This is a genomic window from Streptomyces sp. NPDC004732 (assembly GCF_040609235.1).
GTDB lineage: Bacteria > Actinomycetota > Actinomycetes > Streptomycetales > Streptomycetaceae > Streptomyces.
The window spans coordinates 25,855-51,930 of record NZ_JBEXJR010000018.1 but is presented as its reverse complement, the minus strand read 5'-3'; the positions used below and the strand labels follow the sequence as shown (position 1 = coordinate 51,930).

Genomic DNA, 26,076 nt, shown 5'->3' with positions numbered 1-26,076 from the left:
GGGGTTGATGGGGCGATGCGGAGGTTCACGAAGCGGTGGCGGGCCAGGCCGTCGTGGACCAGGGGTGCCGCAGCTCGTCGAGCGAGGTGATCTCGTGCGGCTTCAACGTGTCGATGTCCAGGGCCTGTTCGTGCCGGGCGTAGGCGCTCTCGACGTAGCGGTGACCGGTGTCGGCCGCGATGAAGACGTACGTGCGCGTGCCGTCCCTGCGCCGCTCCCACAGCGCGGTGAGGTACGAGGCACCGGCCGAGAGCCCGGCGAAGATGCCGCTGGTGCGCAGCAGGGCGACGGCGCCCGACACGGCGCTGTCGAAGTTCACCCAGTGCACGCGGTCGTACAGCTCGTGCCGGACGTTGCGGAACTCGATGGCGCTGCCGATCCCCGCGATGATCATGTCCGGATCCGCCACGTGCTCGGATCCGAAGGTGACGCTGCCGAAGGGCTGCACGCCGACGAGTGACACGTCGCGGCCCGCCTCGCGCAGATAGGTGGCGAGGGCCCCGGTGGAGGCACCCGAGCCCACGCCGCCCACCAGGGCGAGCGGCCCCGCGGGCAGGTCCTTGTCCATCTCCGCGGCCACGTCGCGGTAGCCGCGGTAGTGGATGTCGTCGTGGTACTGCCGCATCCAGTGGTACGAGGGGTTGTCCGCCAGGATCTCGGCGATGCGCCGCACCCTCAACTCCTGGTCGAGGCGCAGGTTCTTGGAGGGCGCGACCTGCTCCAGCGTGGCGCCGAGTATCTCCAGCTGCACCCGGGTCGAGTGGTCGACGGTGGTGGAGCCCACGATGTGGCACTTCATTCCGTACCGGTGGCAGGCGAGTGCGAGGGCCTGGGCGTAGATGCCGCTCGAGCTGTCGACGAGGGTGTCGCCGGGCCGGACGGCGCCCGACGCGAGCAGGTGCCGGACGGCCCCGAGGGCCGAATAGATCTTCATGGTCTCGAAGCGGAGGCAGGCCAGATCCGGTGCGAGGGATATGAGATCGGGTTTCTTCACCGCTTCGGCGATGTGTGCGTGCATGACGGAGTTCCCCCGTAGGGCGAGCGGGCAGGGAGGTGCGCCGGGGGAGTGCGGGCGGCCCCCGGGACGTCGAGAGCATCACACTAGATGAAAATGATTGTCAAGAGCGGTTGACTTCGGCACACTGGTCCGCGCGGGGTGCCGTGCCGGGTGCGCCGCGATGTCGAGAGGAGTTGCGTGAAGCTGTTCCAAGAGGTCGGAACCCGGTCTCGCCCGCCGCGCCGAGAGGCGCCGTCAACGGGGGTCGGCACTGCCTTCGGCACCTTCGGTGAGCTGCTCCAGGGTGTGCTCCCCGAGGAGGACGGGGACTTCCTCGTGACGCTGCCCGTGGCGCGCTGGACGATGGCCGCGTTCCGGCAGGGTTCGGTGTCGGGGGAGCTGGAGGTCCGGCCCGCGCACAAGACCAAGGCGCTCCAACTGGCGCGCATGATCGCCGACTTGGCGCCCGGCGAAGCGGGGCGCCCGCCCGGCGGCGTCCTCACCCTCAGCAGCGTGATCCCGGAGGGGAAGGGGCTCGCCAGCTCCTCCGCCGACCTCGTCGCCACCGCGCGGGCGGTCGGCCGGGCCCTCGGCGTCCCCATGCCGCCCGCCAGGATCGAACGGCTCCTGGCCCGCATCGAGCCCACCGACGGCGTGCTCTATCCCGCGATCGTCGCCTACCACCACCGCAGCGTCCGCCTCCGCGCGGTCCTCGGCTCGCTGCCCGCCATGGCGGTCGTCGGCGTCGACGAGGGCGGCTCGGTGGACACGGTCGACTTCAACCGCATCCCCAAGCCGTTCACGGCCGCCGACCGGTACGCCTACGCCGGGCTGCTCGGACGGCTCACCGACGCGGTGCGCGGCCACGACCTGGCCGAGGTGGGCCGGATCGCCACGCGCAGCGCCCTGATGAACCAGTCCCTGCGCCACAAAAGGTCGTTGGAACCGATGCGGGCCATCTGCCGCGAGGTCGGCGGCCTCGGCGTGGCCGTCGGGCACAGCGGTACGACCCTGGGGATCCTGCTGGACGCCACGGACCCCGCGTACACGCGCCGCGTGACGGCCGCGGCGGAGGCGTGCGGCGAGCTGGCGGGCGGGGTGTCGGTCTACCGGACCCTGAGCTTCGGCAACGTACCCGTCCCGCCGGGGGTGCCGTGACGCGGGCCCCGTCCGCAACGAGTGGCCACATGATCATGGTCCGCAAGGATCCGGCCAGTATCCGGTCCTGTGGGAACTCGGGCCCCACCGCTTCCGACTCCTGGAGCGGTGCGGACCGGCCGGTCCGCGACGTGGTGCGATTCAGGAGCGGTGATGGCTGAGGACTACCGGCGCAGATTCGTGCCGCCGCCCGCACTCTGCGGCTTTCTGTTGCTGATGGTGCTGGTCTTCGCCGCGTCGTACGCCGTGGGCAGGGCGGCCGGTCCTGTCGCGCCCGGCATGCACGACTCGACGACGGACTCCGGTCCGGGACCGGGCTCGGGGACCGGCAACGGTTCCGATTCCGGCAGCGGATCGGGCGGCATGGGCGGCATGCACGGCGGCGGCCACTGATGGGCGTCGGAGCGGCGGACGCCGTGGTGACCACCGACCTGGCCGTCGGCGGCATGACCTGCGCGGCCTGTGTGAAGCGGGTCGAGAAGCGGCTCGGCAGGCTGGACGGGGTGACCGCGACGGTCAATCTCGCGACCGGCCGCGCCCGGGTGAGCCACCCGCCGCACGTCACCCCCGACGAACTCGTCACCACCGTCCAGCAGGCGGGCTACACGGCGGAGCTGCCGGAACCGCCGCGGCAGCAGAAGCCCGGACGGCAACAAGAGGAACAGGGCCAACAAGAGAAGCAACAGCAAGAAGACCGCAACCGCCGACAACAGCGGCAACAGCTCCTGATCACCGCCCTGCTCGCCGTGCCCGTGCTCGTCCTCTCCATGGTCCCCGCCCTGCAGTTCCGCAACTGGCAGTGGCTGTGCTTTGCACTCAGCGCGCCCGTCGCGACGTGGGGCGCGTGGCCCTTCCACCTGCGCGCGCTGCGCGGCCTGCGGCACTCGGCGGCGACCATGGACACGCTGGTCTCGCTGGGTGTCGCGGCGTCCTTCGGCTGGTCCGCGTACGCGCTCTTCCTCGGCGGCGCGGGCGACCCCGGCATGACGATGCCGTTCACCCTGCTGCCGTCCGCCGACGACGGCACCGCGCACGTCTATCTGGAGGCGGCCGTCGGCGTCCCGCTGTTCGTTCTCGCCGGACGGTTCCTGGAGGCGCGGGCCAGGCACGGCACCGGACAGGCGTTGCGTTCCCTCGCGGGGCTCACGGTCAAGGACGTCGCCGTACGCGAGGGGGGTGCCGAACGGATCATCCCCATCGCACAGTTGGGCGTGGGCCAGGTCTTCGTCGTCCGGCCCGGCGAGCGGGTCGCCACCGACGGCGTCGTCGTGGAGGGCAGCTCCGCCGTGGATCTGTCCCTGGTCACGGGGGAGAGCGAACCCGTCGAGGTCGGGCCGGGCTCCGGGCTGACCGGCGGCGCCGTCAACGCGGGCGGGCTGCTCCTCGTCCGCGCCACGGCCGTCGGCGCCGACACCCAACTGGCCAGGATCACCCGGATGGTGACCGACGCCCAGGCCGGAAAGGCGCGCGCACAGCGGCTCGCCGACGAGGTGGCGGGCATCTTCGTGCCGGTGGTGCTCGCGCTCGCCGCCACGGTGCTCGGCTTCTGGCTCGGTGCCGGAGCGGACCCGCAGGCCGCCGTCACCGCCTGCGTGGCCGTGCTCGTCGTCGCCTGCCCGTGCGCCCTCGGCCTGGCCACCCCCACCGCCCTGATGGCCGCCACCGGCCGCGGCGCCCAGCTCGGCGTGCTGGTCACCGGGCCGCAGGCCCTCGAAGCCCTGCGGCACGTCGACACCGTCGTCCTGGACAAGACCGGCACCCTCACCTCGGGACACATGAGCGTCGTCGCGGTCACCGCGGCGCCCGACGGCATCGGCCGCGAGGCGGCGCTGCGGCTCGCCGGAGCCGTGGAGCAGGGCTCGGAACACCCCCTGGGCCGCGCGATCACCTCGTACGCGCGAAAGTCCCTGCCAGAGAAGCCCCTGCCAGAGAAGCCCCTGCCAGAGAAGCCACTGCCCGAGGAACAGCTGCCCGAGGTGCGCGGGTTCGGCGCCGTGGCCGGGCAGGGCGTCCGGGGCGAGGTCGACGGGCATGTGGTCGAAGTCCGCGCGCCCGGCGACGAGTTGACCGGACCGCTCGCCCGCGCCCTGACGGAGGCCGAGGACGCCGCGCACACCCCGGTCCTGGTCCTGGTGGACGGCGTCCCCGAGGCGGTCATCGCCGTCGGCGACCTGGTCCGCCCCGGGAGCTACCGCGCCGTGGACCGCATGCGGCGCCTCGGCGTGCGCCCCGTCCTCGCCACCGGCGACCGCGAGGCCACCGCCCGCGCCGTCGCGGGGAGCCTCGGCATCGACGAGGTGCACGCCCGCTGCACGCCCGAGGGCAAGGCCGCTCTCGTACAGGAGCTGAGGGAGCGCGGCCGCCGGGTCGCGGTCATCGGCGACGGGGTGAACGACGCCGCGGCGCTCGCCGGTGCCGACCTCGGCATCGCCATGGGCAGCGGCACCGACGTGGCGATCGGGGCCGCCGACGTGACGCTCGTCCGCGGCGACATCGAGGCCGTCGCGGACGCGGTCCGCCTCGCCCGCCGCACCCTGCGCACCATCCGGGTCAACCTCCTGTGGGCCTTCGGCTACAACGCCGTCACGGTGCCGCTCGCCGCCGTGGGCCTGCTGAATCCCATGGTGGCCGCGGCGGCGATGTCGGCGAGTTCCCTGCTGGTCGTCGGCAACAGCCTGCGGCTGCGCACCTGGCGGCCGACGCGCGGGCCGTCCCCGGGCAGGACTTCGCGCGCGGGCCTGGGAGGCCGACGATGAGCGACACACACTCCTGGCGGCCGTCCCGCCGCCGCATCCGCGAGGGCCTCGGCGGCGCGCTCGAACCCGTCGCCGCGTGTGCGGTGGCCCTGGGGCTGCTGACCGTGTGGACCGGGTCGGGCGCCGCGGGCAGTCCGGCCCACGTCGAGGTCGCCGCCGGGACGGTGTTCCTGCCGTTCGGCAGTACGCAGGAGAGCGCCGCGTTCTTCCGGATCTCCAACTCCGGCGGCTCCGACGACCGGTTGACCTCGGTGGCGTCACCCGTCCTCGACGACGTGATGCTCGGCCGGTACGCGCCTACGGGCCGCGGGGCCGCTGGGATGCGCATGGTGGACTCCGCCGCCGTCCCGGCCGGTGAGGGCCTCACCATGTCGCCGTACGGCGTGGACGTCATGGTGCGCATCCGTGAGCCGCTGCATCTGGGCGACCGGATCCCGTTCGTCCTGAAATTCCGGGAGGGCGGGACCATCAAGGCGGAAGCGGTCGTGATCCGCCCGTCCGTGGGCAGCGAAGGACGGCACGACTGAGCGGCAACGGGCGGCACGGTCGAGCAGGCGATGGGCGGCACCGCTGAGAGAGTGACGCGCATTCCGCACGTATCCGCCCGTCTCCGCTCTACTCTGTCCGAATGTCCGAGCGAAAAGATCAGGCCGAGCGGGTCACCGCCGCGTGGCAGCAGCTGACCGGCTGGCTACGGGTGCACGCCCCCACCTCGTACGCCTCGCTGCTCCCGCCCGCCACGGAGGAGGAGATAGGCACGGCCGAGGCCCTGTTGAGGGAGTACCTCGGATACGGACTGCCCGCGGAACTGGTTGCCGTGTGGCGGCTGTGCGGCGGTGTGGAGCATCAGTACATCGAGCCCAACGAGGACGAGGGCGAGGTCGGCTCCGGGGCGTTCCTGCCGGACGGGGTGCTCCTCGGCCCGGTCGACGCGCTGCGGCCACGGCTGCCGGGGACCGGCGAACGCGACTACTGGAACGGGGCCGAGGTGGTCCCGTGGCTCACGGGGGACGAGGCCGGGCCGGAGTACGGCCAGTACGTGTCCGCGCGAGGCGTCGGACGTTGGTCGACGACGGCGGGGCCCGAGGTGTCGGGACCGGCCCATGCGTCGGCCGCCGACTACCTCGAAGCCGTTCACCGCACGCTGGCCGAGGGACCGGGCGACCTGCTGGGCTCCGACGTCCCCGGCATCGTGTGGGGCTGCCTGGTCTGGGACGACCCGCGGGACCCGCGACTGGACGACGCCCTGCCGCACTGGACACCCCTTCACCAAAGTGCACGGCGTGGTTGCGAAACTGGTGTCGGCAACTGATGTGAATGTGAGCTGTCCGGTCATCCGACCCCAGGGGATGGGAGTGCCTTGTGAAGATCCTCATCAGCGCCGACATGGAGGGCGCCACCGGCGTGACCTGGCCGGCCGACGTGCTGCCCGGCACCCCGCAGTGGGAGCGGTGCCGGGCGATGTTCACCTCTGACGTCAACGCCGCCGTGCTCGGGTTCTTCGACGGCGGCGCCGACGAGGTGCTCATCAACGAAGCGCACTGGACCATGCGCAACCTGCTCCTCGAAGAGCTGGACGAGCGGGCCGAGATGCTCACCGGGCGGCACAAGTCGCTCTCCATGGTGGAGGGCGTGCAGCACGACGACGTGGACGGCATCGCGTTCATCGGGTACCACGCGGGCGCCGGAATGGAGGGCGTCCTCGCGCACACCTACCTCGCCAACCAGATCACCGGCGTGTGGGTCAACGGCGTCCGGGCCAGCGAGGGGCTGCTCAACTCGCACGTCGTCGCCGAGTTCGGCGTCCCCGTCGTGCTGGTCACCGGCGACGACCTCGCCTGCGAGGACGCCCTCGGGTACGCGCCCGGGGCGCTGAAGGTCGCCGTCAAGGACCACGTCTCCCGGTACGCGGCGGTCTGCCGCACCCCGGCCCGCACCGCAGGGGACATCCGCGGCGCCGCGAAGGAGGCCACCGCACTGGCGGTGCGTCACGAGCCGGTGGTCGGCGGGCCGTTCACCGTGGAGGTCGAGTTCGACGCCGAGCACCTCTCCATGGCGTCGACCGTGGTGCCGGGTGTGCGCCGTACGGGGGAGCGCAAGGTCGCGTACGACAGCGAGACGATGTACGAGGGGATCCGTACCTTCAAGGCGGTTACGACGATCGCCTCTGCCGCGGTGGAGGAGCAATATGGCTGACCAGCAGGATCAGGGACAGGAGCAGGAGCCCGGCGATCACGTGGACGCGCGGGCGCTCGACGAGGTCGTCACGTTCACCTCCGAGCTCATCCGCATCGACACCACCAACCGGGGAGACGGCGACTGCCGTGAGCGCCCCGCCGCCGAGTACGCGGCCGAGCGCCTCGCCGACGCGGGCCTGGAGCCGACGCTCCTGGAGCGCACCCCGGGCCGCACGAACGTCGTCGCTCGCATCGAGGGCACGGACCCGGGCGCCGACGCCCTGCTGGTCCACGGGCACCTGGACGTCGTGCCCGCCGAGGCCGCCGACTGGAGCGTCGACCCGTTCTCCGGCGAGATCCGCGACGGCATCGTGTGGGGCCGTGGCGCCATCGACATGAAGAACATGGACGCGATGATCCTGTCCGTGGTCAGGCGGTGGGCCCGGGCCGGTGTGCGGCCTCGGCGGGACCTCGTGATCGCCTTCACCGCCGACGAGGAGGCCAGCGCCGCCGACGGCTCCGGATTCCTCGCCGACCGGCACGCGGCGCTCTTCGAGGGCTGCACGGAAGGCATCAGCGAGTCCGGGGCCTTCACCTTCCACGACGGCAGGGGCAATCAGATCTACCCCATCGCCGCGGGCGAGCGCGGCACCGGCTGGCTCAAGCTCACCGCGCGCGGCAAGGCCGGGCACGGCTCCAAGGTCAACCACGCCAACGCGGTCAGCAGGCTGGCCGGTGCCATCGCCCGCATCGGCGAGCACCGCTGGCCGGTGCGGCTCACCCCGACCGTGCGCGCCTCGCTCGTCGAACTGGCCGCGCTCTACGGCCTGGAGACCGACCCCGAAGCGCCGGGGTACGACGTGGACGCCTTCCTGGAGAAGCTCGGTCAGACCGCCGACCTCGTCGCGCCGACCGTCCGCAACAGCGCCAATCCGACGATGCTGCAGTCGGGTTACAAGGTCAATGTGATCCCTGGTGAGGCAGTGGCCTATGTCGACGGCCGCTTTCTGCCCGGCGGCGAGGAAGAGTTCCAACGCACGCTTGACCGGCTCACGGGGCCTGACGTCGACTGGGAGTTCCACCACCGCGAGGTGGCGCTGGAGGCGCCGGTCGACTCGCCGACGTACGCGCGGATGCGGGCGGCCGTCGAGGAGTTCGCGCCGGAGGGCCACGTCGTGCCGTACTGCATGTCGGGCGGCACGGACGCCAAGCAGTTCTCGCGGCTCGGCATCACCGGCTACGGCTTCTCGCCGCTGAGGACACCGGAGGGCTTCGACTACCAGGCGCTCTTCCACGGAGTCGACGAGTGCGTCCCGGTCGACGCGCTGCACTTCGGCGTCCGTGTCCTCGACCGCTTTCTGCGTACGGCCTAGCAAAAATGGGGGAAGAGAAGGACATGATGCAGACCCTGGCGTACGGATCATGGCCGTCGCCGATCGACGCCGAGCTGGCCGCCGCCCACGACGGAGCCCCGGGATACGTCGGCTTCGTCGGCGCCGAGACCTGGTGGACCGTGCCACGGCCCACCGAGGCGGGCCGTCGCGCCCTGGTGCGGCGCCTGCCCGACGGCGAGGAGCGGTCGGTGCTGCCCGCGCCGTGGAACGTGCGCAGCCGCGTCGTCGAGTACGGCGGCCGCCCCTGGGCCGGGGCCGACCGCCCCGAGGGTCCGCTCGTGGTCTTCGTCGACTTCGCCGACCAGCGCCTGTACGCGTACGAGCCCGACGCCCCCGGCGCCGGACCGCGACCCCTGACCCCGGTCTCGGACGTCGGCGGCGGGCTGCGCTGGGCCGACCCCGTGCTCCGCCTCGACCGGGGCGAAGTCTGGTGCGTCCTGGAGGAGTTCACCGGCGAGGCACCGACCGATGTGCGCCGCGTCATCGCCGCGGTGCCGCTCGACGGATCGGCGGCCGGGGACCGCGGGGCCGTGCGCGAACTGTCCGACGACGGGCACCGGTTCGTCACGGGCCCCCGTCTGTCGCCCGACGGCGCCCACGTCGCCTGGATCGCCTGGGACCACCCGCGCATGCCGTGGGACGGCACGGAGCTGATGCTCGCCGAGGTGCGCGACGACGGCACGTTCGGCGCGGCGCGGGCCTTCGCGGGCGGCCCCGAGGAGTCGGTCGCGCAGGTCGAATGGGCCCACGACGGGCGGCTGCTGTTCTCCAGCGACCGCACCGGCTGGTGGAACCTGTACCGGGCGCATCCCCGCGACGGCGCAGACTCCGACGACACTGCAGGCGTACAGCCGCTCTGCCCGCGCCAGGAGGAGTTCGCGGGCCCGCTGTGGCAGGTGGGCTGGAGCTGGTTCGCCCCGCTGGACAGCGGACTGGTCGCCGTCGTGCACGGCAAGGGCGCCACCGCGCTCGGCATACTCGACCCCGAGACGGGCGAGGTCGTCGACGCGGCGGGCCCCTGGACGGAGTGGGCCTCGACGGTCGCCGCGCACGGATCGCGCGTGGCGGGCGTCGCCGCGAGCCCGCGCAGCGCGTACGAGGTCGTGGAGCTGGACACCTGCACCGGCCGCGCCCGGGTCGTCGGCGCCGCCCACGACGACCCGGTGGATCCCTCGTACTACCCGGAACCGCAGATCCGCACCTTCTACGGCCCGGCAGGACGCGAGATCCACGCGCACATCTACCCGCCGCACCACCCCGGCCACATCGCACCCGACGACGAACTGCCGCCCTACGTGGTGTGGGCGCACGGCGGCCCCACCGGCCGCGCGCCCCTCGTGCTCGACCTGGCCATCGCCTACTTCACCTCACGCGGCATCGGCGTCGCCGAGGTCAACTACAGCGGCTCCACCGGGTACGGCCGCGCCTACCGCAACCGGCTGCGCGAACAGTGGGGCATCGCCGACGTCGACGACTGCGCCGCCGTCGCCCTCGCCCTCGCCGACGAGGGGACCGCCGACCGCGCCCGGCTCGCCGTCCGCGGCGGCAGCGCGGGCGGCTGGACCACGGCCGCCTCGCTGACCTGCACGGACGTCTACTCCTGCGGGACGATCATCTACCCCGTGCTCGACCTCACCGCGTTCGCGTCGGGGGAGACCCACGACCTGGAATCGCGGTACCTGGAGTCGCTGGTCGGCCCGCTCGACGCCGTACCGGGGCGGTACGCGGAACGCTCGCCGGTGCGCCACGCCGAGCTGATCACCTCGCCGTTCCTGCTGCTCCAGGGCCTCGACGACGTCATCTGTCCGCCCGCCCAGTCGGAGCGGTTCCTCGCCAGGATGGAGGGGCGCGGCATTCCGCACGCCTACATCGCCTTCGAGGGCGAGGGGCACGGATTCCGCCGCGCCGACACCATGGTCCGCGCCCTGGAGGCGGAACTCTCGCTGTACGCGCAGGTGTTCAGGATCGATCTCGCGGGGCGTGTCCCCACTCTGGAGCTCGCCAAGTGAGACCTCTCGTACGTCCCGCGCGCCTCGTTCCCGGCGCGCGGGTGGCCGTCGTCGCGCCGAGCGGACCCGTCCCCGAGGAGAGCCTGGAAGCGGGCCTCGACATCCTGCGGGGCTGGGACCTGGACCCCGTCGTCGCGCCCCATGTGCGCGACCGCCACCCGGAGTTCGCCTACCTCGCGGGGGCGGACGCCGCCCGCGCCCGCGACCTGGAACAGGCGTGGTGCGACCCGTCCGTGGCCGCCGTGTTCTGCGCCCGCGGCGGGTACGGCGCACAGCGGATGGTGGACCTCGTCGACTGGGCCGCGCTGCGGCGGGCGACCCGGGCCGCCGGGCCCAAGGTGTTCGTCGGCTACAGCGACATCACCGCGCTGCACGAAGCCTTCGCCACCCGCCTCGGCATCGCCACCCTGCACGGGCCGATGACCGCCACGAACGGCTTCCTCAAGAACGAGCGGGCGCGGGAGCACCTGCGGACGACGCTCTTCGCCCCCGAGGAGGCCCGGGTGATCCGGGCGGGCTCCCCGCACGCGGCGGCGCTGACCGGCGGCCGGGCCCGGGGCGTCACGCTCGGCGGCTGTGTGTCGCTGCTCGCCGCCGACCTCGGCACGCCCACCGCCAGGGCCTCCGCCGGCGGCGGCCTGCTCTTCATCGAGGACATCGGCGAGGAGGCGTACCGCATGGACCGGATCCTCACCCAGCTCCTGCGCGCCCGCTGGCTGGACGGCGTGGCGGGGATCGCGCTGGGCTCGTGGGAGGAGTGCGGGGACCGCGACGAACTGCGGGCGCTCTTCGCGGACCGGCTCGGCGGGCTCGGGGTGCCGGTGGCCGAGGAGTTCGGGTTCGGGCACTGCGAAGCGGCGTTGACCGTGCCGTTCGGGGTGGCGGGTGAACTCGACGCGGACGCGGGCACGTTGACGCTGGAGGAGCCCGCGCTCGGCTGACCTCCCTTCACGGAATCTCCCCGCAGAAACCGCTGTCACAGCCGTTGACCTCTACATGACACGTGTCACAACATGACTCCGGCCGGTACTTACCGGCCAGTAGTCGCCGGTCAGTCGTCGGCCGTCCTCAGCGTGGAGGTCCCCTTGTCCCGTCGCCGTGCCCTGACCCTCGCCACCGCGGCGGCGCTCGCCGCGCCGCTCGCGCTCACCGCCCCGGCCCCGGCGAGCGCGACGGGCCAGTACACCGTCACCGCGCTGAAGTTCACCGTCCAGGCGGGCGGCAGGAGCTGCACGGTCGACGCGGACCTGTACCGGCCCGCGGGCGTGGACGCCGCGCATCCCGCCCCGGCCGTGGTCACCACGAACGGGTTCGGCGGCAGCAAGTCCGACGGGACCGCCGCGACCGGGAAGGCCTTCGCCGAGCGCGGCTACGTCTCGCTCGCCTACTCCGGCCTCGGCTTCGGCAAGTCCGGGTGCCTGATCTCGCTGGACGACCCGGAGATCGACGGCAGGGCCGCCGCCGGGCTCATCGACTTCCTCGGCGGCAAGCGGGCCGCCGACGACGGCACGCGGATCGACTACGTCACCGCCGACGGCGAGGGCGACCCGCGCGTCGGCATGATCGGCGGATCGTACGGCGGTGCCGTCCAGATGGCGACGGCCGCCGTGGACCACCGCGTCGACGCGCTCGTCCCGATGATCACCTGGAACGACCTGGCGTACTCCCTCGACCCGAACAACGCGGCCGACCGCAGCGTCCCCGGCGCCGCCAAGTGGCAGTGGATGAACGGCTTCTACCTCATCGGCGAGGGCCAGCCCCTGCTCGTCCCCAGCCTGGACCCCTCCCGCATCAACCGCCTGGGCTGCCTGCACTTCGTCACCAAGGCCTGCGACACGATCCGCACCCTCAACTCGGGCCGCTACCCGGCGGACAGGACCGAGGCGCTGCAGAAGTTCGCGCGGGGCGTCTCCCCGGTCTCCTACCTCGACAAGGTGAAGGCGCCGACGCTCCTCGTACAGGGGCAGGCCGACAGCCTCTTCAACCTCAACGAGGCCGAGGCGACGTACAAGACGCTCAAGAAGCAGGGCACCACCGCCAAGATGATCTGGCAGTCCTGGGGACACAGCGGCGGCCTGACCGACCCGGCGTCCGGCGAGCTCAACCTGGACGAGGGCAACCTGGAGACGTCGTACGTCGGCAAGCGGATCCTCGCCTGGTTCGACCGCTACCTCCACCAGAAGAAGGGCGTCGACACCGGGCCCGCCTTCGCCTACCGCCGCGACTGGATCGGCGACCCGGACAGCACCTACGCGACCGCCGCCGAGCTCCCCGCGCTCAGCCGCAAGCTCTACCTGTCCGGCGACGGCAAGCTCGTCGACAACCGCAAGAAGGTCGCCCGCGGCAGCCGCGAATACCGCAACTGGCTCATCCCCACCAGCCACTCCGAGTCCTCGCTCGCCGGGATGATCGGGCTGCCCGACCCGGCGCCGCACGACACCAGGGGCACCTATCTCGACTGGACGACCGAGCCCTTCGCCGACGCGGTGGACGTCGTCGGCGCGCCCCGGGTGACCCTGAAGGTGATCTCGCCGAAGACCGAGCGCGTGCAGCATTCCGGAGACGCCGCCGACAAACTCGTCCTCTTCGCCAAGCTGTACGACGTCGCGCCCGACGGCAAGAAGACCCTCGTCCACCGTCTCGTCTCGCCGGTACGGGTGCCGGACGTCACCAAGCCGTTCAAGGTGTCGCTGCCCGGCATCGTGCACCGGTACGAGAAGGGCCACCGGTTGCAGTTCGTGGTGGCGGCGAGCGACGGGGCGTACGGCGGGAACAAGGGCGTCAAGCCCGTCACCGTGACCAGCGCCCCCGAGGACACCGGCGTGCTCGACCTGCCGGTGGTCGGCCCCTGACGTCACCCGTACGGCTCACCGACCCACCCCGGAGACACCTCCACCGCGCGCTCCGCTCCCCGGCTGCCCATGCTGGGGAGCGGGGGAGGCCGGTGTACCTCCGACGGAAGGGTCCACAGCATGAGCCCCAACACCTCAACGGGCGGCTCCCAGGGCGGCGGCTCGGGCGGCGGGCTGATGACGCCCGGCAGGGTGGCCGTCGCCGCGGTCGTCGTCCTCACTCTCGTCTTCATCTTCGAGAACACCCGCAGCACCAAGATCCGCCTGCTCATCCCCGAGGTGACCGTCCCCCTGTGGATGGCGCTGCTCGGCACGGCGCTGATCGGCGCCCTGTGCGGGGCCTACTTCATGCGCAGGCGCAGGTGAGGGCGCGGCTCGCGCGGGCCTGCGCGGTGGCGGGCGGCGCGGCCGCGGCCACACTCCTTGCGGTCACCACGGCCGCCGCTGCCGGGCCCCCGGTGCCGGACTTCCGGGGCAAGACGCTGACCGGCGTCTACTCCGCCGTCGGCTTCCGCACCCAGGTCGACGTCCACGACCTCAGCGGCTTCCGGCGGCACGTCCTGTGGCCCGCCAACTGGAAGGTGTGCACCCAGTCCCCGGCGCCGGGGCAACGCCTCGAAGGCGAGGCCATCACCATCGGCGCGGTGAAGACCGGCGAACAGTGCCCCCGGACCTAAGAGCCTGTCTTTGAACCCCCGGGCCTCTCCCGCACCCCACTCCTGCGGCTAGCGTGGCGGGATGCCCGAACGTCTCATCCCGCTCGCCGAAGGCCCTCGCGTGGGCATACGTCACCTCACCCTCGCGGACGGCGCCGAGTTCACCGCACGTGCGAGCCAGAGCCGGGAGCTGCACCGGCCCTGGCTCTTCCCGCCGCGCACCGACGACACCTTCCGCGCGTACGCGGAGGGGCTCATCGCGGACCCGGGCAAAGCGGGGTACCTCGTGTACGAGAGGGACGGCGGTGGCGTCGCCGGATTCATCAACATCAACAACATCGTCCAGGGCGCCTTCCGCTGCGGAGCCCTCGGCTACGGCGCCTTCGCGCACGCCGCCGGGCGCGGTCTGATGAGCGAGGGGCTCGGGCTCCTCATGACGCACGCCTTCGAGGAGCTCGGCCTGCACCGCCTGGAATCCAACATTCAGCCGGGCAACGCACCCTCGATCGCACTGGTCCGCCGCGCGGGCTTCCGCCTTGAGGGCTTCTCGCCGGACTTCCTCTTCATCGACGGGGCCTGGCGCGACCACGAACGCTGGGCGATCACCGCCGACATGGCGCGGGCGGGGCGGACGGTCAGCGGCGCGACGGCTTCCGGTTGATCTTCATGGTGTCCATGTCCGTCGCCTTGGACCGCAGATCGCGGAAGCCGTGCCCCACGTCCTTGAGGATGTTTTCGGCCTTCTCCTCCGCGAGCGCCTCCGCCATCTCCTCGCCGTCCCCGGCGTCCGAGAGGACCACGAAGCGGTACGAGAAGTGCTGGAGCGCACGGTCGTAGGTGAGGGTGCCCTCCGGTGTGAACTGCATGTTCGCCAGGCCGTGTTCCTCGACGTCCGCGAGCAGAGCGGTCCGCGAAGCGTCCGTCAGCGCGTCCCACCTGCCCCGGACGATCACCCGGTAGGTGTGCTGCGTACCCATCTCCGCCCCGCTCTCCCGTTCGACGACACCGGCAGTGTTGAAAGGGCCAGCGTACGTCGCCGAGGATGGGCGGCATGCGGAATATCGTGCTCGTCGACGCACCCTCCAACCTGGGCCTGCGCCCGCCCGCCCCCGGCACCGTGCCCGGCTGCTACAAGCTGGCCGGAGCGCTGCGGGAGCGGGGCATCCTGCGGCGCCTCGGCGCCTTCGAGGGCGGCGTGGTGGTGCCACCCCGGTACGACCGCGGTGACTGGCAGGAGGGCGACGGCGTCTTCAACGCGGCCGCCATCGCCTCTTACACCCGTACGCTCGCCGACCGCATCGAGCACCACGTGCGCGGCGAGGACTTCGTCGTCGTGCTCGGCGGCGACTGCTCGATCCAGCTGGGTGCCGCGCTCGCCCTGCGCCGGATCGGGCGCTACGGCCTCGCGTCCATCGACGGCTCCGCCGACTTCCGGCACCCGGGCAACTCCGACCGGATCGGCGCCGCGGGCGGCGAGGAGCTCGCCATCGCGACGGGCCGCGGTCAGCGGGACCTCACCGACCTCGAAGGGCTGCGGCCCTACATGCGCGACGAGGACGTCTGCATCTTCGGCCTCAGGGACGGGGACGAGGACCGCGCGGAGTTCACCACCCTGAAGATCACCAATGCCACCGTCGGGGAGCTGCGGAAGTGGGGCGCCGAGAACATCGCGCGCGCCGTCGCCCAGACCCTGGAGGAGCCCGAACTCGACGGCTTCTGGGTGCACCTGGACGCCGACGTCCTCGACCCCTCGGTGATGCCCGCCGTCGACAGCCCCGACCCCGGCGGCCTGTTCGCCGAGGAACTCCTCGAACTGCTCCGGCCGTTCGTGCGCTCACCGCGCTGCGTCGGCCTCAACGTCACCATCTACGACCCCGACCTCGACCCGGACGGCAAGGCGGGCGACCTCCTCACCGATGTGATCGTGGAGGCTTTTGCACAATCCTGACCTGGGCGGGCTCTGGTCCACGACCCGCCGACCGTGTTCCATGGTGATCGTGAAGACGACCGTGCGACGCGACGTACTGACACTGCCCGCTGCCGCGCCGGGGCCCGAGAATCCGCTGCCGCCACTGCTGCCGCTGCGGAACGTGCACACCCTGGACGAGCGCGCCAAGGAAGGGCTGCCGCGCGACATGGCGCGGCAGCTCGGGTACGAACCGCTGCGTTCACCGCTGCCCACCCGGGTCCTCGACGCATACGGACGCGAGCGGACCGAGACGGCGCTCGACGTGCTCGTCGTCGAGAACGCCCGGCTGCGCGCCACCGTCCTGCCCGGATACGGTGGCCGCGTCCACTCCCTCCTGCACAAACCCACCGGGCGTGAACTGCTGTACCGCAACCCGGTGCTGCAGCCCGCCGCCTTCGCGCTCAACGGCGCCTGGTTCTCCGGCGGCATCGAGTGGAACATCGGCGCCACCGGCCACACCACCCTGTCCTGCGCCCCCGTGCACGCGGCGCGCGTGCGGGCGCCCGACGGCGGCGAGATGCTGCGCCTGTGGGAGTGGGAGCGGCTGCGCGACCTGCCCTTCCAGGTGGACCTGTGGCTGCCCGAGGACTCCGACTTCCTGCACGTCGGCGTCCGGATCCGCAACCCGCACGAGAAGCCCGCCCCCGTCTACTGGTGGTCGAACATCGCCGTGCCCGACGAGCGCAGAGTGCTCGCCCCGGCCGACGAGGCCTGGCACTTCGCGTACACGGGCGCGCTGCGCAAGGTCCCGGTGCCGGAGTTCGAGGGCGCCGACCGGACGTATCCGCAACGCAGCGAGTACCCCGCCGACTACTTCTACGACGTGCCGGACGGTGAGCGGCGCTGGATCGCCGCGCTCGACGACGAAGGGCACGGACTCGTCCAGACCTCCACCGACCTGCCGCGCGGCCGCAAGCTCTTCCTCTGGGGGACGGGGACCGGCGGCCGACGCTGGCAGGAGTGGCTCACCGAACCCGGCACGGGCGGCTATGCGGAGATCCAGTCGGGCCTCGCCCGCACCCAGCTGGAACACGTACGCCTCGATGCCGAGACCGAGTTCAGCTGGCTTGAGTCGTACGGACCGCTGTCCGCGGCACCGGAGCGCGTGCACGGGGAATGGGCGGACGCCCGCGGCGAGGTAGCGGCGCGGCTCGCCGACGCGCTGCCCCGCGAGGCGGTCGACACGGCCTACGAGGCGTGGCTGACCTGCGCCGACGCCGAGCCCGGCGAGGTGCTCGCCACCGGCTCTGGATGGGGTGCGCTCGAAGTCCTGCGCGCCGAGTACAAGCTGCCGGGGACGCCCTTCGCCGAGTCGACGCTCGGGCCCGACCAGGCGCCGTGGCTGGAGCTGCTGCACACGGGCGTCGTCCCCGAGCCGCGCAAGGTCGTGCCGCCCGGACCGACGCCGGTCGCGCCGCACTGGCGGGACATGCTGGAGACGGCGCCCGCGCGCCCGCTCGCCGAGTACCACCTGGGCATCGCCCAATGGCACGCGGGCGACCGGGCGCAGGCCGTGCGCAGCTGGGAGCGCGGACTCGAACTGGCCCCCTCCCGCTGGCCGTTGCTGCGCTGCCTCGCCGTCGCCGACCACGCCGAGGGCAACACGGAGCGGGCCGCCGACCGGTACGCGGAGGCCTTCGACGACCTGTGCCAGGAGCGCCGCGACGACGGGTCCGCGTGGACCGCCGCCACCGCGGCGCTCGGCAGGGAGGCCGTCACCGAACTGCTCGCCGCCGACCGCACGGAGGCGGCACGCTCGGTCTGGGACCGCCTGCGCGAAGCCACCCGCGCCGAGGGCCGCTTCCGTCTCCTCGAAGCCCAACTCCTCTACGCGGAGGGCGACATGGCCGGAGTCCGAGCCGTCTTCGAGTCCGGCTTCGAGGCGTCGGACCTCCGCGAGGGAGCGGAGACGCTGGGCGACCTGTGGACGGCGGCGACGGGCGAGGCGATACCGGCGCGCTACGACTTCCGGATGCGTCCGGCGGAGGGATAGGGCTCCGGCGCGGCGGTATCGCCCGGGTGGTCTCGCGTCAGACCAGTTCGCCGTCGCGGGCCACCACCCGGCCGCCGTGCACCACCATGTCCCGCTGCGGCATGTCCACGATCGCCTGCGGGACGCCCTCACCGCGTACGAGGATGAAGTCGGCCGGGGCGCCCGGGGTGAAGTCCGCGTGCTTCAGGCCCATGACGTCCGCGCCGCCGTGGGCACCCACGCGGTAGCAGTCCGTCAGCTCCTCGTCGAGGCGGACGTCGGTGACCCAGCCGAGGATGTGCGTGCGGTGCAGCATGTCCGCGTTGCCGAACGGGCTCCACGCGTCCCGCACGCCGTCGGAGCCGAGCCCGACGCGCACCCCGTGCTCGTTCAGCTTCGCGATCGGCAGGACCAGCGACTCGTTCGGCGCCACCGTCGTCAGGGAGATGTCGAGCTCGCCCAGGTCGGCCGCCATCGTGCCCAGCTCGCCGTCGGACAGGTTCGGCAGGCAGAAGACGTGACTGACCGTCACCTTGCCGTGCAGGGACAGCGCGCGGGTGCGGTCGATGATGGCACGCAGGACCTTCGTGCCCTTCTCGTCCCGGTCGTGCAGGTGGATGTCCACACCCACTCCGTGCCGGTCCGCGAGGCCGAAGACGAGGTCGAGCTGCTCGTCCATCGCGTGGTCGAAGCTGATCGGGTCGATGCCGCCGATGAAGTCGACGAGGCCGGAGCGGGCGGCCTCCTCCAGGAGTTCCGCCGTGCCGGGCGCGCGGACCACGCCGTGCTGCGGGAACGCCACGATCTGCACGTCGAGCGCGTGCCGCAGCCGGTCCCGCGCATGCGCGACGCCTTCGAGGCCCGCCAGGTCGTAGGCCGGTGCGACATCGGCGTGGGCCCGCATCGCACGGGTGCCCCGGGTCACGGCGTGCGCCATCAGGCCGTACGCCCGCTCCCCGACCGGACGCTGCTGGCTCTTGAACAGCTCCACGTCCTGGGCGACGTAGTCCGCGATGCCGCTCGCGGGCTTCCGCGTCACCCAGGAGCCGCCCCACGTCGTCTTGTCGGGGTGGATGTGCGCGTCCACGAGGGAGGGCAGCGCGGCCCGGCCGCCGCCCTCGACGACCTTGGCGCCCTTGGGGGCGGGCCGGTCGGAGATCCGGCCGTCGACCACCGTGAGGTCCACGGGCGTCCGCGCGCCGAGCGGGCGCACATTGCGGAAGACGACGGCCTTCCCGTGGTCGCGGTCACCGGACTCGCGAGCGTCACCGGACTCGCGCGCGTCGGCGGCCGCGGCCGTGCTGCCGGACGACAGCGCGGCTCCGGTACCGGCCAGGGCGGCGGCACCGGCGAGCATGCCGCGGCGGGACAGGGGTGTCATGGGGACTCCTTCGGGGCGTGCGGGCAGAGGGCAGAGGGCAGAGCGACAGGGGAGGGGAATCGCCGTCAGAGCGCGAAGCCCGAACGGATCACGCGCGCGGGCTTCTTGAGGACCGTGACGTCCGACAGCGGGTCGCCGTCCAGGAGCAGCGCGTCGCCCGCGAAGCCGCGCGCAAGCCGTCCCACCCGGTCTTCGAGGCCCAGCAGGCGCGCCGCGCCCGTGGTCGCCGTGCGGATTGCGTCGAGGGCGGAGAGCCCCGCCTTGCGCATCAGCTCCACCTCGCGGCCGATGGGGTCCACCTCGCCGCCGGAGGAGTCCGTACCGGCCGCGAGCGGCACGCCCAGCTCGTGGGCGGCGAGCACCGCGCGTTCGAGCACCGGCAGATAGGTGCGGCCGCGCTCGGCGAGCACCGGGTCGGAGGACTCGGCGAGCCCGGCGATGGCGGTGAGGGTCGGTGTGAAGTACGTTCCCCTGCGCCGCATTTCGCGCAGTGTGTGCTCGCCGACGAACGCCCCGTGCTCCAGCGAGCGCACGCCCGCCATGACGGCGTCGTGGCACCCCTTCTCGCTGTAGCTGTGGCACAGCACGCCCTTGCCGCCGCGCTTGGCGGCCGCGACGACGGCGGAGAGCTGCTCGCGGTCGTACACCTGGGCCAGCGGATCCTGCTCGGGGAGCCCGGCGCGTTCGTTGACACGGGTCTTGATGACATCGGCGCCGCGGGCCAGGTTCACCTCGACGACGCGGCGCAGCGCCTCGGGCGAGCGCACCCCGTCGCGCAGCGTGGCGAGCGGGGTGAGGTCGGGGTCGGCGAGGACCGTGTCGCCGAGGTCGGGTGTGACGAAGATGCCCGCGGCGCGCAGCCGGGGAGCCAGGTGCGGGGCCCGGCGCGCCAACTCCCTTACGGCGATGTCCTGGTAGAAGTTGGTCGAGCCGCTGCGGGCGGTGGTCGCGCCCTTGAGCACGGCGTCCCGCGCCTCGGCGGCGGTGTTCAGGTGGATGTGCGCCTCGACGAGGCCGGGCATGACCCACTTGCCGTGCGCGTCCACCACCTTGGCGCCCTCCGGCACATGGGTCCTGCCGCGGGCCCCGGCGGCGCGGACGACCCCGCCGACGATGACGACCACGGCGTCCTCGGTGACCTCGCCGGTCGCGGGGTCGAGCAGGGTGCCGCCGTCGATGACCAGGTCGCCGCGGGTGTGCCTGCCCGCGTCCGTGGCGGGGGCCGACGCGGCGGGCGTAGCGGCAGCGGCAGCGGCGGGCGGTACGGAGGCCGAGAGCGCCGCCGTGGTGCCCGCGAGCGCCGCCGCACCCGCGAGGATCCCGCGCCGGGTGAGCCGGGAAGGGGGCGGCGGGGTGTTCTCAACGCACATCGGGCGACTCCAGGGGAGGGGGGAGCGGAGGGGACGCGTCCGCCAGTTTGTATACCAAGGGTCTGAGCGGCGGCAAGGGTGGAGTGAAGGTGCGGGATGAATTGCGAGGCAAGTACCGAATACCCCAAGGGGTGCGATGTTCCTGGTATACAACCGGCCTGAGGGCTCAGGAGGCGAGGGGATCAGGGCCGCTATAGCGTGACGGGCATCCGCCGCAACGGGGACAGCGAGGAGACCGCCATGTCACTGCAGGTGAGCGCCGTCATGCTCGGCGTCGAGGACCTGGAACGCGCCAAGAAGTTCTATGTCGACGGCCTGGGCTGCGAGGTCGACCAGGACTATCCCGGATTCGTCCGGTGCAGCCTGGGACCGGGGTCCTCGATGCTGGCGCTGTACGAATGGGAGGCCGCCGCGCGTGACGCGGGCGTCCCCGCTGAGGGGTCCGGTTTCCGCGGCGTCTCGCTCCACCACCTCACCGACTCCCGGGGCGAGGTGGACGAGACCGTGGAGGCGGCGCGGGCCGCCGGTGGCACCGTGGTGAAGGAACCGGCCGCCACGGAGTGGGGCGGCTACTTCGGATACTTCAGCGACCCGGACGGCCATCTGTGGAAGGTCGCCACCACCGCCTGACGGCGGGCCGCGGGCCGCGGGCCGGTCAGCCGGAATCGCCGCCCGCCTCGAAGAGCGACCGCAGCGCGACCGCCTGGCTGTCCCGCACGTGGAGCAGCGTGCTCGCCGCTGCCGTGTCCTCGTCGCCCGCCGCGATCTGCCGGTAGATGAGCCGGTGCTGGGCCCGCATGTGGTCCGGCTCGGCGCGGATGCCGAACAGGAGCTGCAACTGCCAGCTCAGCTGCTCCATCGTGCGGGCGAGCAGCGGGTTGCCGGACAGGGCGACGATGCCCTCGTGGAACGCGGTGTGGGCGGCGACCTCGCGCGCCCCGTCGTCCGCGTCCGACGCCCGCTCGGCGTGGCCGAGAGTGGCGCGGAGCGCGGCGAGCCCAGGCGGCTCCTCCGGTGCGCAGCGCGCCACCCGGCGGGCCGAGAGCCGGGACGCCTGGACGGCGAGCGGCTCCCACACCTCGTACAGATGCCGTACGTCGTCGGGCTCCAGGCGGCGCACCCGCACACCGCTGTGCGGCAGGAGTTCGAGCAGGCCTTCGGCGACCAGTGAGCGCAGGGCCTCGCGGACGGGGACGCGGGACATCCGCAGCTCCTCGGCGACCTCGCGCTCCACCAGCCGCGCGCCGAGGGCGTAGCGCCGGTCGACGATGCGCTGCCGGACGGCCTCGCGGGCCTGGGCGCTCAGCGACGTCCGTTCGGCGCCGCCCGCAGCCGGGGCGCCGGTCGCCGGGGTGCCGGTCGCGCCACTCGCCGTACTGCCCGCCACGTGCACCGTCCTCCGCTCGGCCCGGGCCCGCGGCCCGGCGGGACGCCTGCCCCGCCGTGGAGGATACGGGTCAGCCTTCGGTGACGCGGCGGTCCACGTACTCGAACACGGAGCCGTCCGGGTGCATCGCGATGAGGTTGCGGCCCGCGGGGGTGGGGACCGGGCCCGCGATGACCCGCGCACCGGACGCGTTCAGGACCATGTACGCCTCGTCGACGTCCTTCACCGCGATGGTCGCCGAGACCTTGCGGAGCACCTCGATCTCCGCCTCCGGGCCGCTCATCAGCAGGAAGCAGCCGATCGCCGCGACGGAGACGCCGCCGCGCTCGAAGCGCATGGCCTTGCCGCCCGCGAGCCTTTCGTAGAACGCGACCGAGGACTCCAGGTCCTCGACGCAGATCCGCAGCGTGGTTCCCAGGATCTCCATGATTGGAACGCCCTCACCTCTTCGACCTGCCACCGGCCTCTCTGACCCGGCACCGGCTCCGCAACGATTTCATGATTGCCCGTCCGCCCGCCACCGCCTCCGGAGAGAAGATCCGCCAACTCCCGTACGCCCCAAGCGCGTCGGAAGCACGCCGGAAGCACGTCGGAGGGCGGCACCGTGCGGTGCCGCCCTCCGTTCGCTGTGCTGCCGCCCTCAGTCAGGACTGGGGACGGCTGCCGTGGTTCGCGCCGTTCTTGCGGCGGGCCTTCTTCTTACGGCGTCGCTTCGAGGACATGGATACCTCCGTCTTTCCGATGGTGCTTCCCGGGTGCGAATCCGGACGATCACGCCCCGCCTACCCTAGGGGACAACAGGTCATGGTGTGTCCTGCGTCACCCTGTGGGGTGGGGACGCACGCGGGGTGTTCTCCGTTAAGCCGCTGGTGCGCCGGGTACCCGGGCGCCATGACTGGTCCAGAGAATCCACTGTCCGGCCTCGACAAGGGCCTGACCGACGAACTGGTGCGGACGATCCGCGCCGAACTGCGCGAAGAGCTCCGCGAGCAGACCAGGAAGCAGCGGCGCAAGGCCACGCTCTACGCGGCGTCCGGCGCCGCCGCCCTCTACGCGGGCGCCGCGGCCGCGGTAGCCGTCGGCCTGGCCATCGCCCTCGGCCTGCCCGGCTGGGCCGCGGCCCTCATCGTGGCCGCCCTGCTCGGCGCGGCGGCGCTGCTGCTGCGCAACGCGGCCCAGCAGGGTCACGGGCGGGACACCGGGACGACGCCCGGCGCCGGGGCACTGCCCGAGCCGGGCGGCAGCGGCCTGACCGCCCCCGCCACTCCCGCCACTCCTCCCACTCCCGCAGCCCCCGTCGCCCCGCCGGGCGGACTCGCCGCGCCCGAGGTGCCGCCCATGCCGCCCACCGCGCCTCCGACGGGCCGCGCCGACGTCCCTGGCCGCGGTCGGTAGGAGGCGGCAATAGGCGACGGGTTCAGGCGGCGGCCGTCGCGGTGGTGACGGCGACGCGGGCCGCCTTGTGGGCGGGCCACAGCGAGGCGAGGAGCGCGACCGCCATGGCGACGGCGATGCCGCAGGCCAGGCGTCCCCAGGGCAGCACGAGCGTGTACCCGGCGACGGTGTCCTGGAGCGTGCGGCCGAGTGCCCAGCCCAGGAAGACGCCGAGCACGGTGCCGAGGACCGCGCCGAACGCGCCGACGATGAGCGCCTCCCAGCGGATCATGCGGGTGACCTGGCCGCGGTCGAGGCCGACGGCGCGCAGGATGCCGATCTCCTTCTGCCGTTCCAGGACCGAGAGCGCCAGGGTGTTGGCGACGCCGAGCCCGGCGATCAGGGCCGCCACGGTGAGCAGGGCGTAGAAGACGTCGAGCTGGTCGCCGATGCCGCCGCTGTACTCGGCCTGGACGGCGGGCCGGTCGAGGACGGTGAGGGCCGGGTCGTCGCCGAGTGCGTGGGTGAGTGCGCGGTACGTGGCCGGGCTCGCGCCACCGTCGGCGGCGACCAGGACGAGGTGCGTGTTCGGAGCCTTGTCGTAGCGGGCGATGAGGGAGTCGGCCGCCGTGATGCTGGGGAGCAGGTTGCTCTGCGGGTCGGCGCGGTAGACGGCTCCGATGGTGACCCGGCCGCTCGTCTCGCCCCGGCGCACGGACAGGCGCTGGCCGACGTGCCAGCCCGCCTCCTCCGCCTTGTAGTCGGCGACCGCGATCTGCCCTCGGGTGAGCGAGTCGAGCGACCCGCTGACCAGGTCGTAGCGCATCAGCCGTCCCACGGCGGCGGGGTCGACGCCGGTCAACACGGCCGGGCGGCCGCCGAGTTGATAGCCGGTGGACTGGTCGAGACCGCTGACCGTCGTGCCGGGCGTCGTGGCCGCGGCCTTCGTGTTGGCGGCGGTCAGCCGCGCGCTGTCGACCGCTGGCTTGACCAGGTAGTCCGCGGTGAAGTCATGCGTGGTGGCCCGCTCCAGGTAGTGGCTGGCGGAGGCGCCGAGGACGGACAGGCCGGAGGCGAGCGCCAGCGCGATGGTGAGCGCGGCGGCAGTGGCGCCCGTACGACGCGGATCGCGGGTCGTGTTGCGGGTGGCGAGGACGCCCTGCACCGGGCTGAGCCGCAGCAGCAGCGGGCGCAGCAGCGCCACGAACGGCCGCGCAAGCAGCGGGATCAGCCCGAGCACACCGACCACGGCGGACAGGGTGCCCACCCCGATGGCGGTGCGCGCGTCGCTGCCCGCGCCCACCGCCCCGTACACCACGACCAGGACGCCGACCGCGGTCAGCACGGCGCCCACGGCGGTGCGCCGGGAGCGGGCGATGGCGGGCGCCGGGGTCTCGCTGCTGGTGAGCGCCGTGACGGGCGCGATGGCCATGGCCCGGCGGGCGGGCAGCCACGCGGCGACGACCGTGAGCGCGGTGCCGAGCAGGAGGGTGCCGAGCAGGGTGGCGGGCGACAGGACGAGCGGGCCCGCCGGGGTGCCTGCCGTACCGAGGGCCTGGTTCAGCACGGCGGCGACGCCGGTGCCGACGGCCAGGCCGAGCACCGAGGAGGCGGCGCCGACCAGGACGGACTCGGCGAGCAGGATGCGGCGCACCTGCCGCCCGGAGGCGCCGAGCAGTCGCAGCAGGGCCAGTTCGCGGGTGCGGCGTCCGATCAGCATCGTGAACGTGTTGGAGATGAGGAAGGCGGCCACGAACAGCGCCACCAGCGAGAATCCCAGCAGGATCTGACCCATGGTGTCCTGGTCGCCGGAGGCGAGGTTCGCCTGGATGCGGCCGAGCATGGCACCGGTCGCCGCGCTGGCTCCCTTGGGCAGCAACGGGCCGATGCGGTCGGCGAGTTCGGGCGCGGCGGTGCCGCTCTTCGCGGTCAGCTCGATGCTCTGTACGTGTCCGGGTGCGGCGTAGAGGCGCTGGGCGGCCCGTGTCGTGAACAGGGTGAGGGTGCCGCCGTCGGTCAGGCGGTGCCCGTCGGAGGCGAAGACGCCGCTGAGCCGGTACGTCGCGGCGGACTGCCCGGTGCCGATGCGCACGCGGTCGCCCACGCGGTGGCCGCCCTGCGCCGCGGTGGCCGCGTCGAGGGCGATCTCGTCGTCGTGGGCCGGGCCGTGGCCCGCGGTGAAGCGGTAGGCGGCGTCGGTGCCGTCCGGGCCCGGGGCGTAGTTGCTGCCGCGGTGGGAGCTGCCGTCGCCGAGCAGCCGTCCTTCGCGGTCGGCCACGGCGGCGGAGCCGTCGACGCGGCCCGCGGCGTGTGCGACTCCCGGGACTTGGGCGAGCCGGGACACGAGCCGCTCGTCGAGGCCGGTCGCCGCCCCGCCGCCCGGCACGGCGTCGACGCCGACGTTGACGGCGATGCGGTCGTAGCCCGCCGCGGCATGCTCGGCGGCGGCGCCGGACCGGGTCTGGCTGAAGACGAGACTCCCGGCGGCGAACGCGACACCGAGGACGACGGCGAGGGCGGTCATCAGCAGACGCGCCTTGTGCGCGAGGACGTTGCGCAGTGCGGTACGGAACATGGGAAACGGATCCTGAGGCAGGTGGGTCTTTTGGGGGGTGGGAGGGGGG

At 72.9% G+C, this 26,076-nt stretch carries 24 protein-coding genes; 17 read left to right on the top strand and 7 right to left on the bottom strand.

Annotated elements, in window-relative coordinates; translation table 11 throughout:
• Positions 1 to 25: 25 nt before the first annotated feature.
• Positions 26 to 1,018, bottom strand: a complete 993-nt coding sequence (locus ABZV77_RS37675; protein ID WP_356267022.1) for a pyridoxal-phosphate dependent enzyme — start codon at positions 1,016 to 1,018, stop codon at positions 26 to 28.
• A gap of 177 nt (positions 1,019 to 1,195) precedes the next feature.
• Here ABZV77_RS37675 and ABZV77_RS37670 point away from each other — a divergent pair, with 177 nt between their 5' ends.
• The 13 genes from ABZV77_RS37670 (at position 1,196) to ABZV77_RS37610 (ending at position 14,660) form a co-directional block, all read left to right on the top strand.
• Positions 1,196 to 2,155 (top strand): kinase, encoded by a 960-nt coding sequence (locus ABZV77_RS37670; protein WP_356267020.1) that lies wholly within the window; start codon positions 1,196 to 1,198, stop codon positions 2,153 to 2,155.
• A 153-nt stretch (positions 2,156 to 2,308) separates the two neighbouring features.
• Positions 2,309 to 2,548, top strand: a complete 240-nt coding sequence (locus ABZV77_RS37665) for a hypothetical protein (RefSeq protein WP_356267018.1) — start codon at positions 2,309 to 2,311, stop codon at positions 2,546 to 2,548.
• Positions 2,548 to 4,911 (top strand): heavy metal translocating P-type ATPase, encoded by a 2,364-nt coding sequence (locus ABZV77_RS37660; RefSeq protein WP_356267016.1) that lies wholly within the window; start codon positions 2,548 to 2,550, stop codon positions 4,909 to 4,911. Before ABZV77_RS37665 ends, ABZV77_RS37660 begins: the two co-directional genes overlap by 1 nt.
• The gene (locus ABZV77_RS37655; protein WP_356267014.1) at positions 4,908 to 5,438 is read left to right on the top strand and encodes a copper chaperone PCu(A)C; all 531 of its coding nucleotides are present in this window, start codon (positions 4,908 to 4,910) and stop codon (positions 5,436 to 5,438) included. The genes ABZV77_RS37660 and ABZV77_RS37655 overlap by 4 nt, the downstream gene beginning before the upstream one ends.
• A gap of 101 nt (positions 5,439 to 5,539) precedes the next feature.
• The gene (locus tag ABZV77_RS37650) at positions 5,540 to 6,223 is read left to right on the top strand and encodes a hypothetical protein (RefSeq protein WP_356267012.1); all 684 of its coding nucleotides are present in this window, start codon (positions 5,540 to 5,542) and stop codon (positions 6,221 to 6,223) included.
• A 50-nt stretch (positions 6,224 to 6,273) separates the two neighbouring features.
• Positions 6,274 to 7,107, top strand: a complete 834-nt coding sequence (locus ABZV77_RS37645) for a M55 family metallopeptidase (RefSeq protein WP_356267010.1) — start codon at positions 6,274 to 6,276, stop codon at positions 7,105 to 7,107.
• Positions 7,100 to 8,461 carry a M20/M25/M40 family metallo-hydrolase gene (locus ABZV77_RS37640; protein ID WP_356267008.1) on the top strand — a complete coding sequence of 454 codons (1,362 nt, stop codon included), beginning with the start codon at positions 7,100 to 7,102 and terminating at the stop codon, positions 8,459 to 8,461. Before ABZV77_RS37645 ends, ABZV77_RS37640 begins: the two co-directional genes overlap by 8 nt.
• 26 nt (positions 8,462 to 8,487) lie before the next feature.
• A complete protein-coding gene (locus ABZV77_RS37635) occupies positions 8,488 to 10,491 on the top strand; it encodes a prolyl oligopeptidase family serine peptidase (RefSeq protein ID WP_356267199.1) in 2,004 nt (667 codons plus the stop codon).
• Complete coding sequence (locus ABZV77_RS37630; protein ID WP_356267006.1) at positions 10,488 to 11,432, top strand: LD-carboxypeptidase; 945 nt, start codon at positions 10,488 to 10,490, stop codon at positions 11,430 to 11,432. Before ABZV77_RS37635 ends, ABZV77_RS37630 begins: the two co-directional genes overlap by 4 nt.
• Positions 11,433 to 11,576: 144 nt before the next feature.
• On the top strand, positions 11,577 to 13,343 hold the full coding sequence (locus ABZV77_RS37625; RefSeq protein ID WP_356267005.1) for a CocE/NonD family hydrolase: 1,767 nt from the start codon (positions 11,577 to 11,579) through the stop codon (positions 13,341 to 13,343).
• A 120-nt stretch (positions 13,344 to 13,463) separates the two neighbouring features.
• Positions 13,464 to 13,709, top strand: a complete 246-nt coding sequence (locus ABZV77_RS37620) for a LapA family protein (RefSeq protein ID WP_356267003.1) — start codon at positions 13,464 to 13,466, stop codon at positions 13,707 to 13,709.
• On the top strand, positions 13,706 to 14,020 hold the full coding sequence (locus ABZV77_RS37615; RefSeq protein ID WP_356267001.1) for a hypothetical protein: 315 nt from the start codon (positions 13,706 to 13,708) through the stop codon (positions 14,018 to 14,020). The genes ABZV77_RS37620 and ABZV77_RS37615 overlap by 4 nt, the downstream gene beginning before the upstream one ends.
• 61 nt (positions 14,021 to 14,081) lie before the next feature.
• Positions 14,082 to 14,660, top strand: coding sequence for a GNAT family protein (locus ABZV77_RS37610; protein ID WP_356266999.1), 579 nt, complete (start codon positions 14,082 to 14,084; stop codon positions 14,658 to 14,660).
• On the opposite strand, the gene ABZV77_RS37605 is transcribed toward ABZV77_RS37610, so the two are convergent.
• Complete coding sequence (locus ABZV77_RS37605) at positions 14,635 to 14,976, bottom strand: DUF6204 family protein (protein WP_356266997.1); 342 nt, start codon at positions 14,974 to 14,976, stop codon at positions 14,635 to 14,637. The genes ABZV77_RS37610 and ABZV77_RS37605 overlap by 26 nt on opposite strands.
• 74 nt (positions 14,977 to 15,050) lie before the next feature.
• Here ABZV77_RS37605 and ABZV77_RS37600 point away from each other — a divergent pair, with 74 nt between their 5' ends.
• Complete coding sequence (locus tag ABZV77_RS37600; protein ID WP_356266996.1) at positions 15,051 to 15,947, top strand: arginase family protein; 897 nt, start codon at positions 15,051 to 15,053, stop codon at positions 15,945 to 15,947.
• Positions 15,948 to 15,987: 40 nt separating this feature from the next.
• Complete coding sequence (locus tag ABZV77_RS37595; RefSeq protein WP_356266994.1) at positions 15,988 to 17,961, top strand: DUF5107 domain-containing protein; 1,974 nt, start codon at positions 15,988 to 15,990, stop codon at positions 17,959 to 17,961.
• Between the two features lie 37 nt (positions 17,962 to 17,998).
• On the opposite strand, the gene ABZV77_RS37590 is transcribed toward ABZV77_RS37595, so the two are convergent.
• Together ABZV77_RS37590 and ABZV77_RS37585 are read right to left on the bottom strand one after the other, a co-directional pair.
• Entirely contained in the window at positions 17,999 to 19,321 is a 1,323-nt protein-coding gene (locus ABZV77_RS37590; protein WP_356266992.1) for an amidohydrolase, read from the bottom strand.
• Positions 19,322 to 19,386: 65 nt separating this feature from the next.
• Positions 19,387 to 20,691: an amidohydrolase family protein gene (locus tag ABZV77_RS37585; RefSeq protein ID WP_356266990.1), complete on the bottom strand. Its 1,305-nt coding sequence runs from the start codon at positions 20,689 to 20,691 to the stop codon at positions 19,387 to 19,389.
• A gap of 240 nt (positions 20,692 to 20,931) precedes the next feature.
• On the opposite strand from ABZV77_RS37585, the gene ABZV77_RS37580 reads away from it, so the two are divergent.
• Positions 20,932 to 21,321 (top strand): VOC family protein, encoded by a 390-nt coding sequence (locus ABZV77_RS37580; RefSeq protein WP_356266988.1) that lies wholly within the window; start codon positions 20,932 to 20,934, stop codon positions 21,319 to 21,321.
• Between the two features lie 25 nt (positions 21,322 to 21,346).
• On the opposite strand, the gene ABZV77_RS37575 is transcribed toward ABZV77_RS37580, so the two are convergent.
• Entirely contained in the window at positions 21,347 to 22,078 is a 732-nt protein-coding gene (locus tag ABZV77_RS37575) for a GntR family transcriptional regulator (RefSeq protein ID WP_356266986.1), read from the bottom strand.
• 70 nt (positions 22,079 to 22,148) lie between these two features.
• Positions 22,149 to 22,505, bottom strand: a complete 357-nt coding sequence (locus tag ABZV77_RS37570) for a VOC family protein (protein WP_356266985.1) — start codon at positions 22,503 to 22,505, stop codon at positions 22,149 to 22,151.
• A 464-nt stretch (positions 22,506 to 22,969) separates the two neighbouring features.
• On the opposite strand from ABZV77_RS37570, the gene ABZV77_RS37565 reads away from it, so the two are divergent.
• Positions 22,970 to 23,473 (top strand): phage holin family protein, encoded by a 504-nt coding sequence (locus ABZV77_RS37565; RefSeq protein WP_356266983.1) that lies wholly within the window; start codon positions 22,970 to 22,972, stop codon positions 23,471 to 23,473.
• A 22-nt stretch (positions 23,474 to 23,495) separates the two neighbouring features.
• On the opposite strand, the gene ABZV77_RS37560 is transcribed toward ABZV77_RS37565, so the two are convergent.
• Complete coding sequence (locus ABZV77_RS37560) at positions 23,496 to 26,027, bottom strand: FtsX-like permease family protein (protein WP_356266981.1); 2,532 nt, start codon at positions 26,025 to 26,027, stop codon at positions 23,496 to 23,498.
• Positions 26,028 to 26,076: the final 49 nt, after the last annotated feature.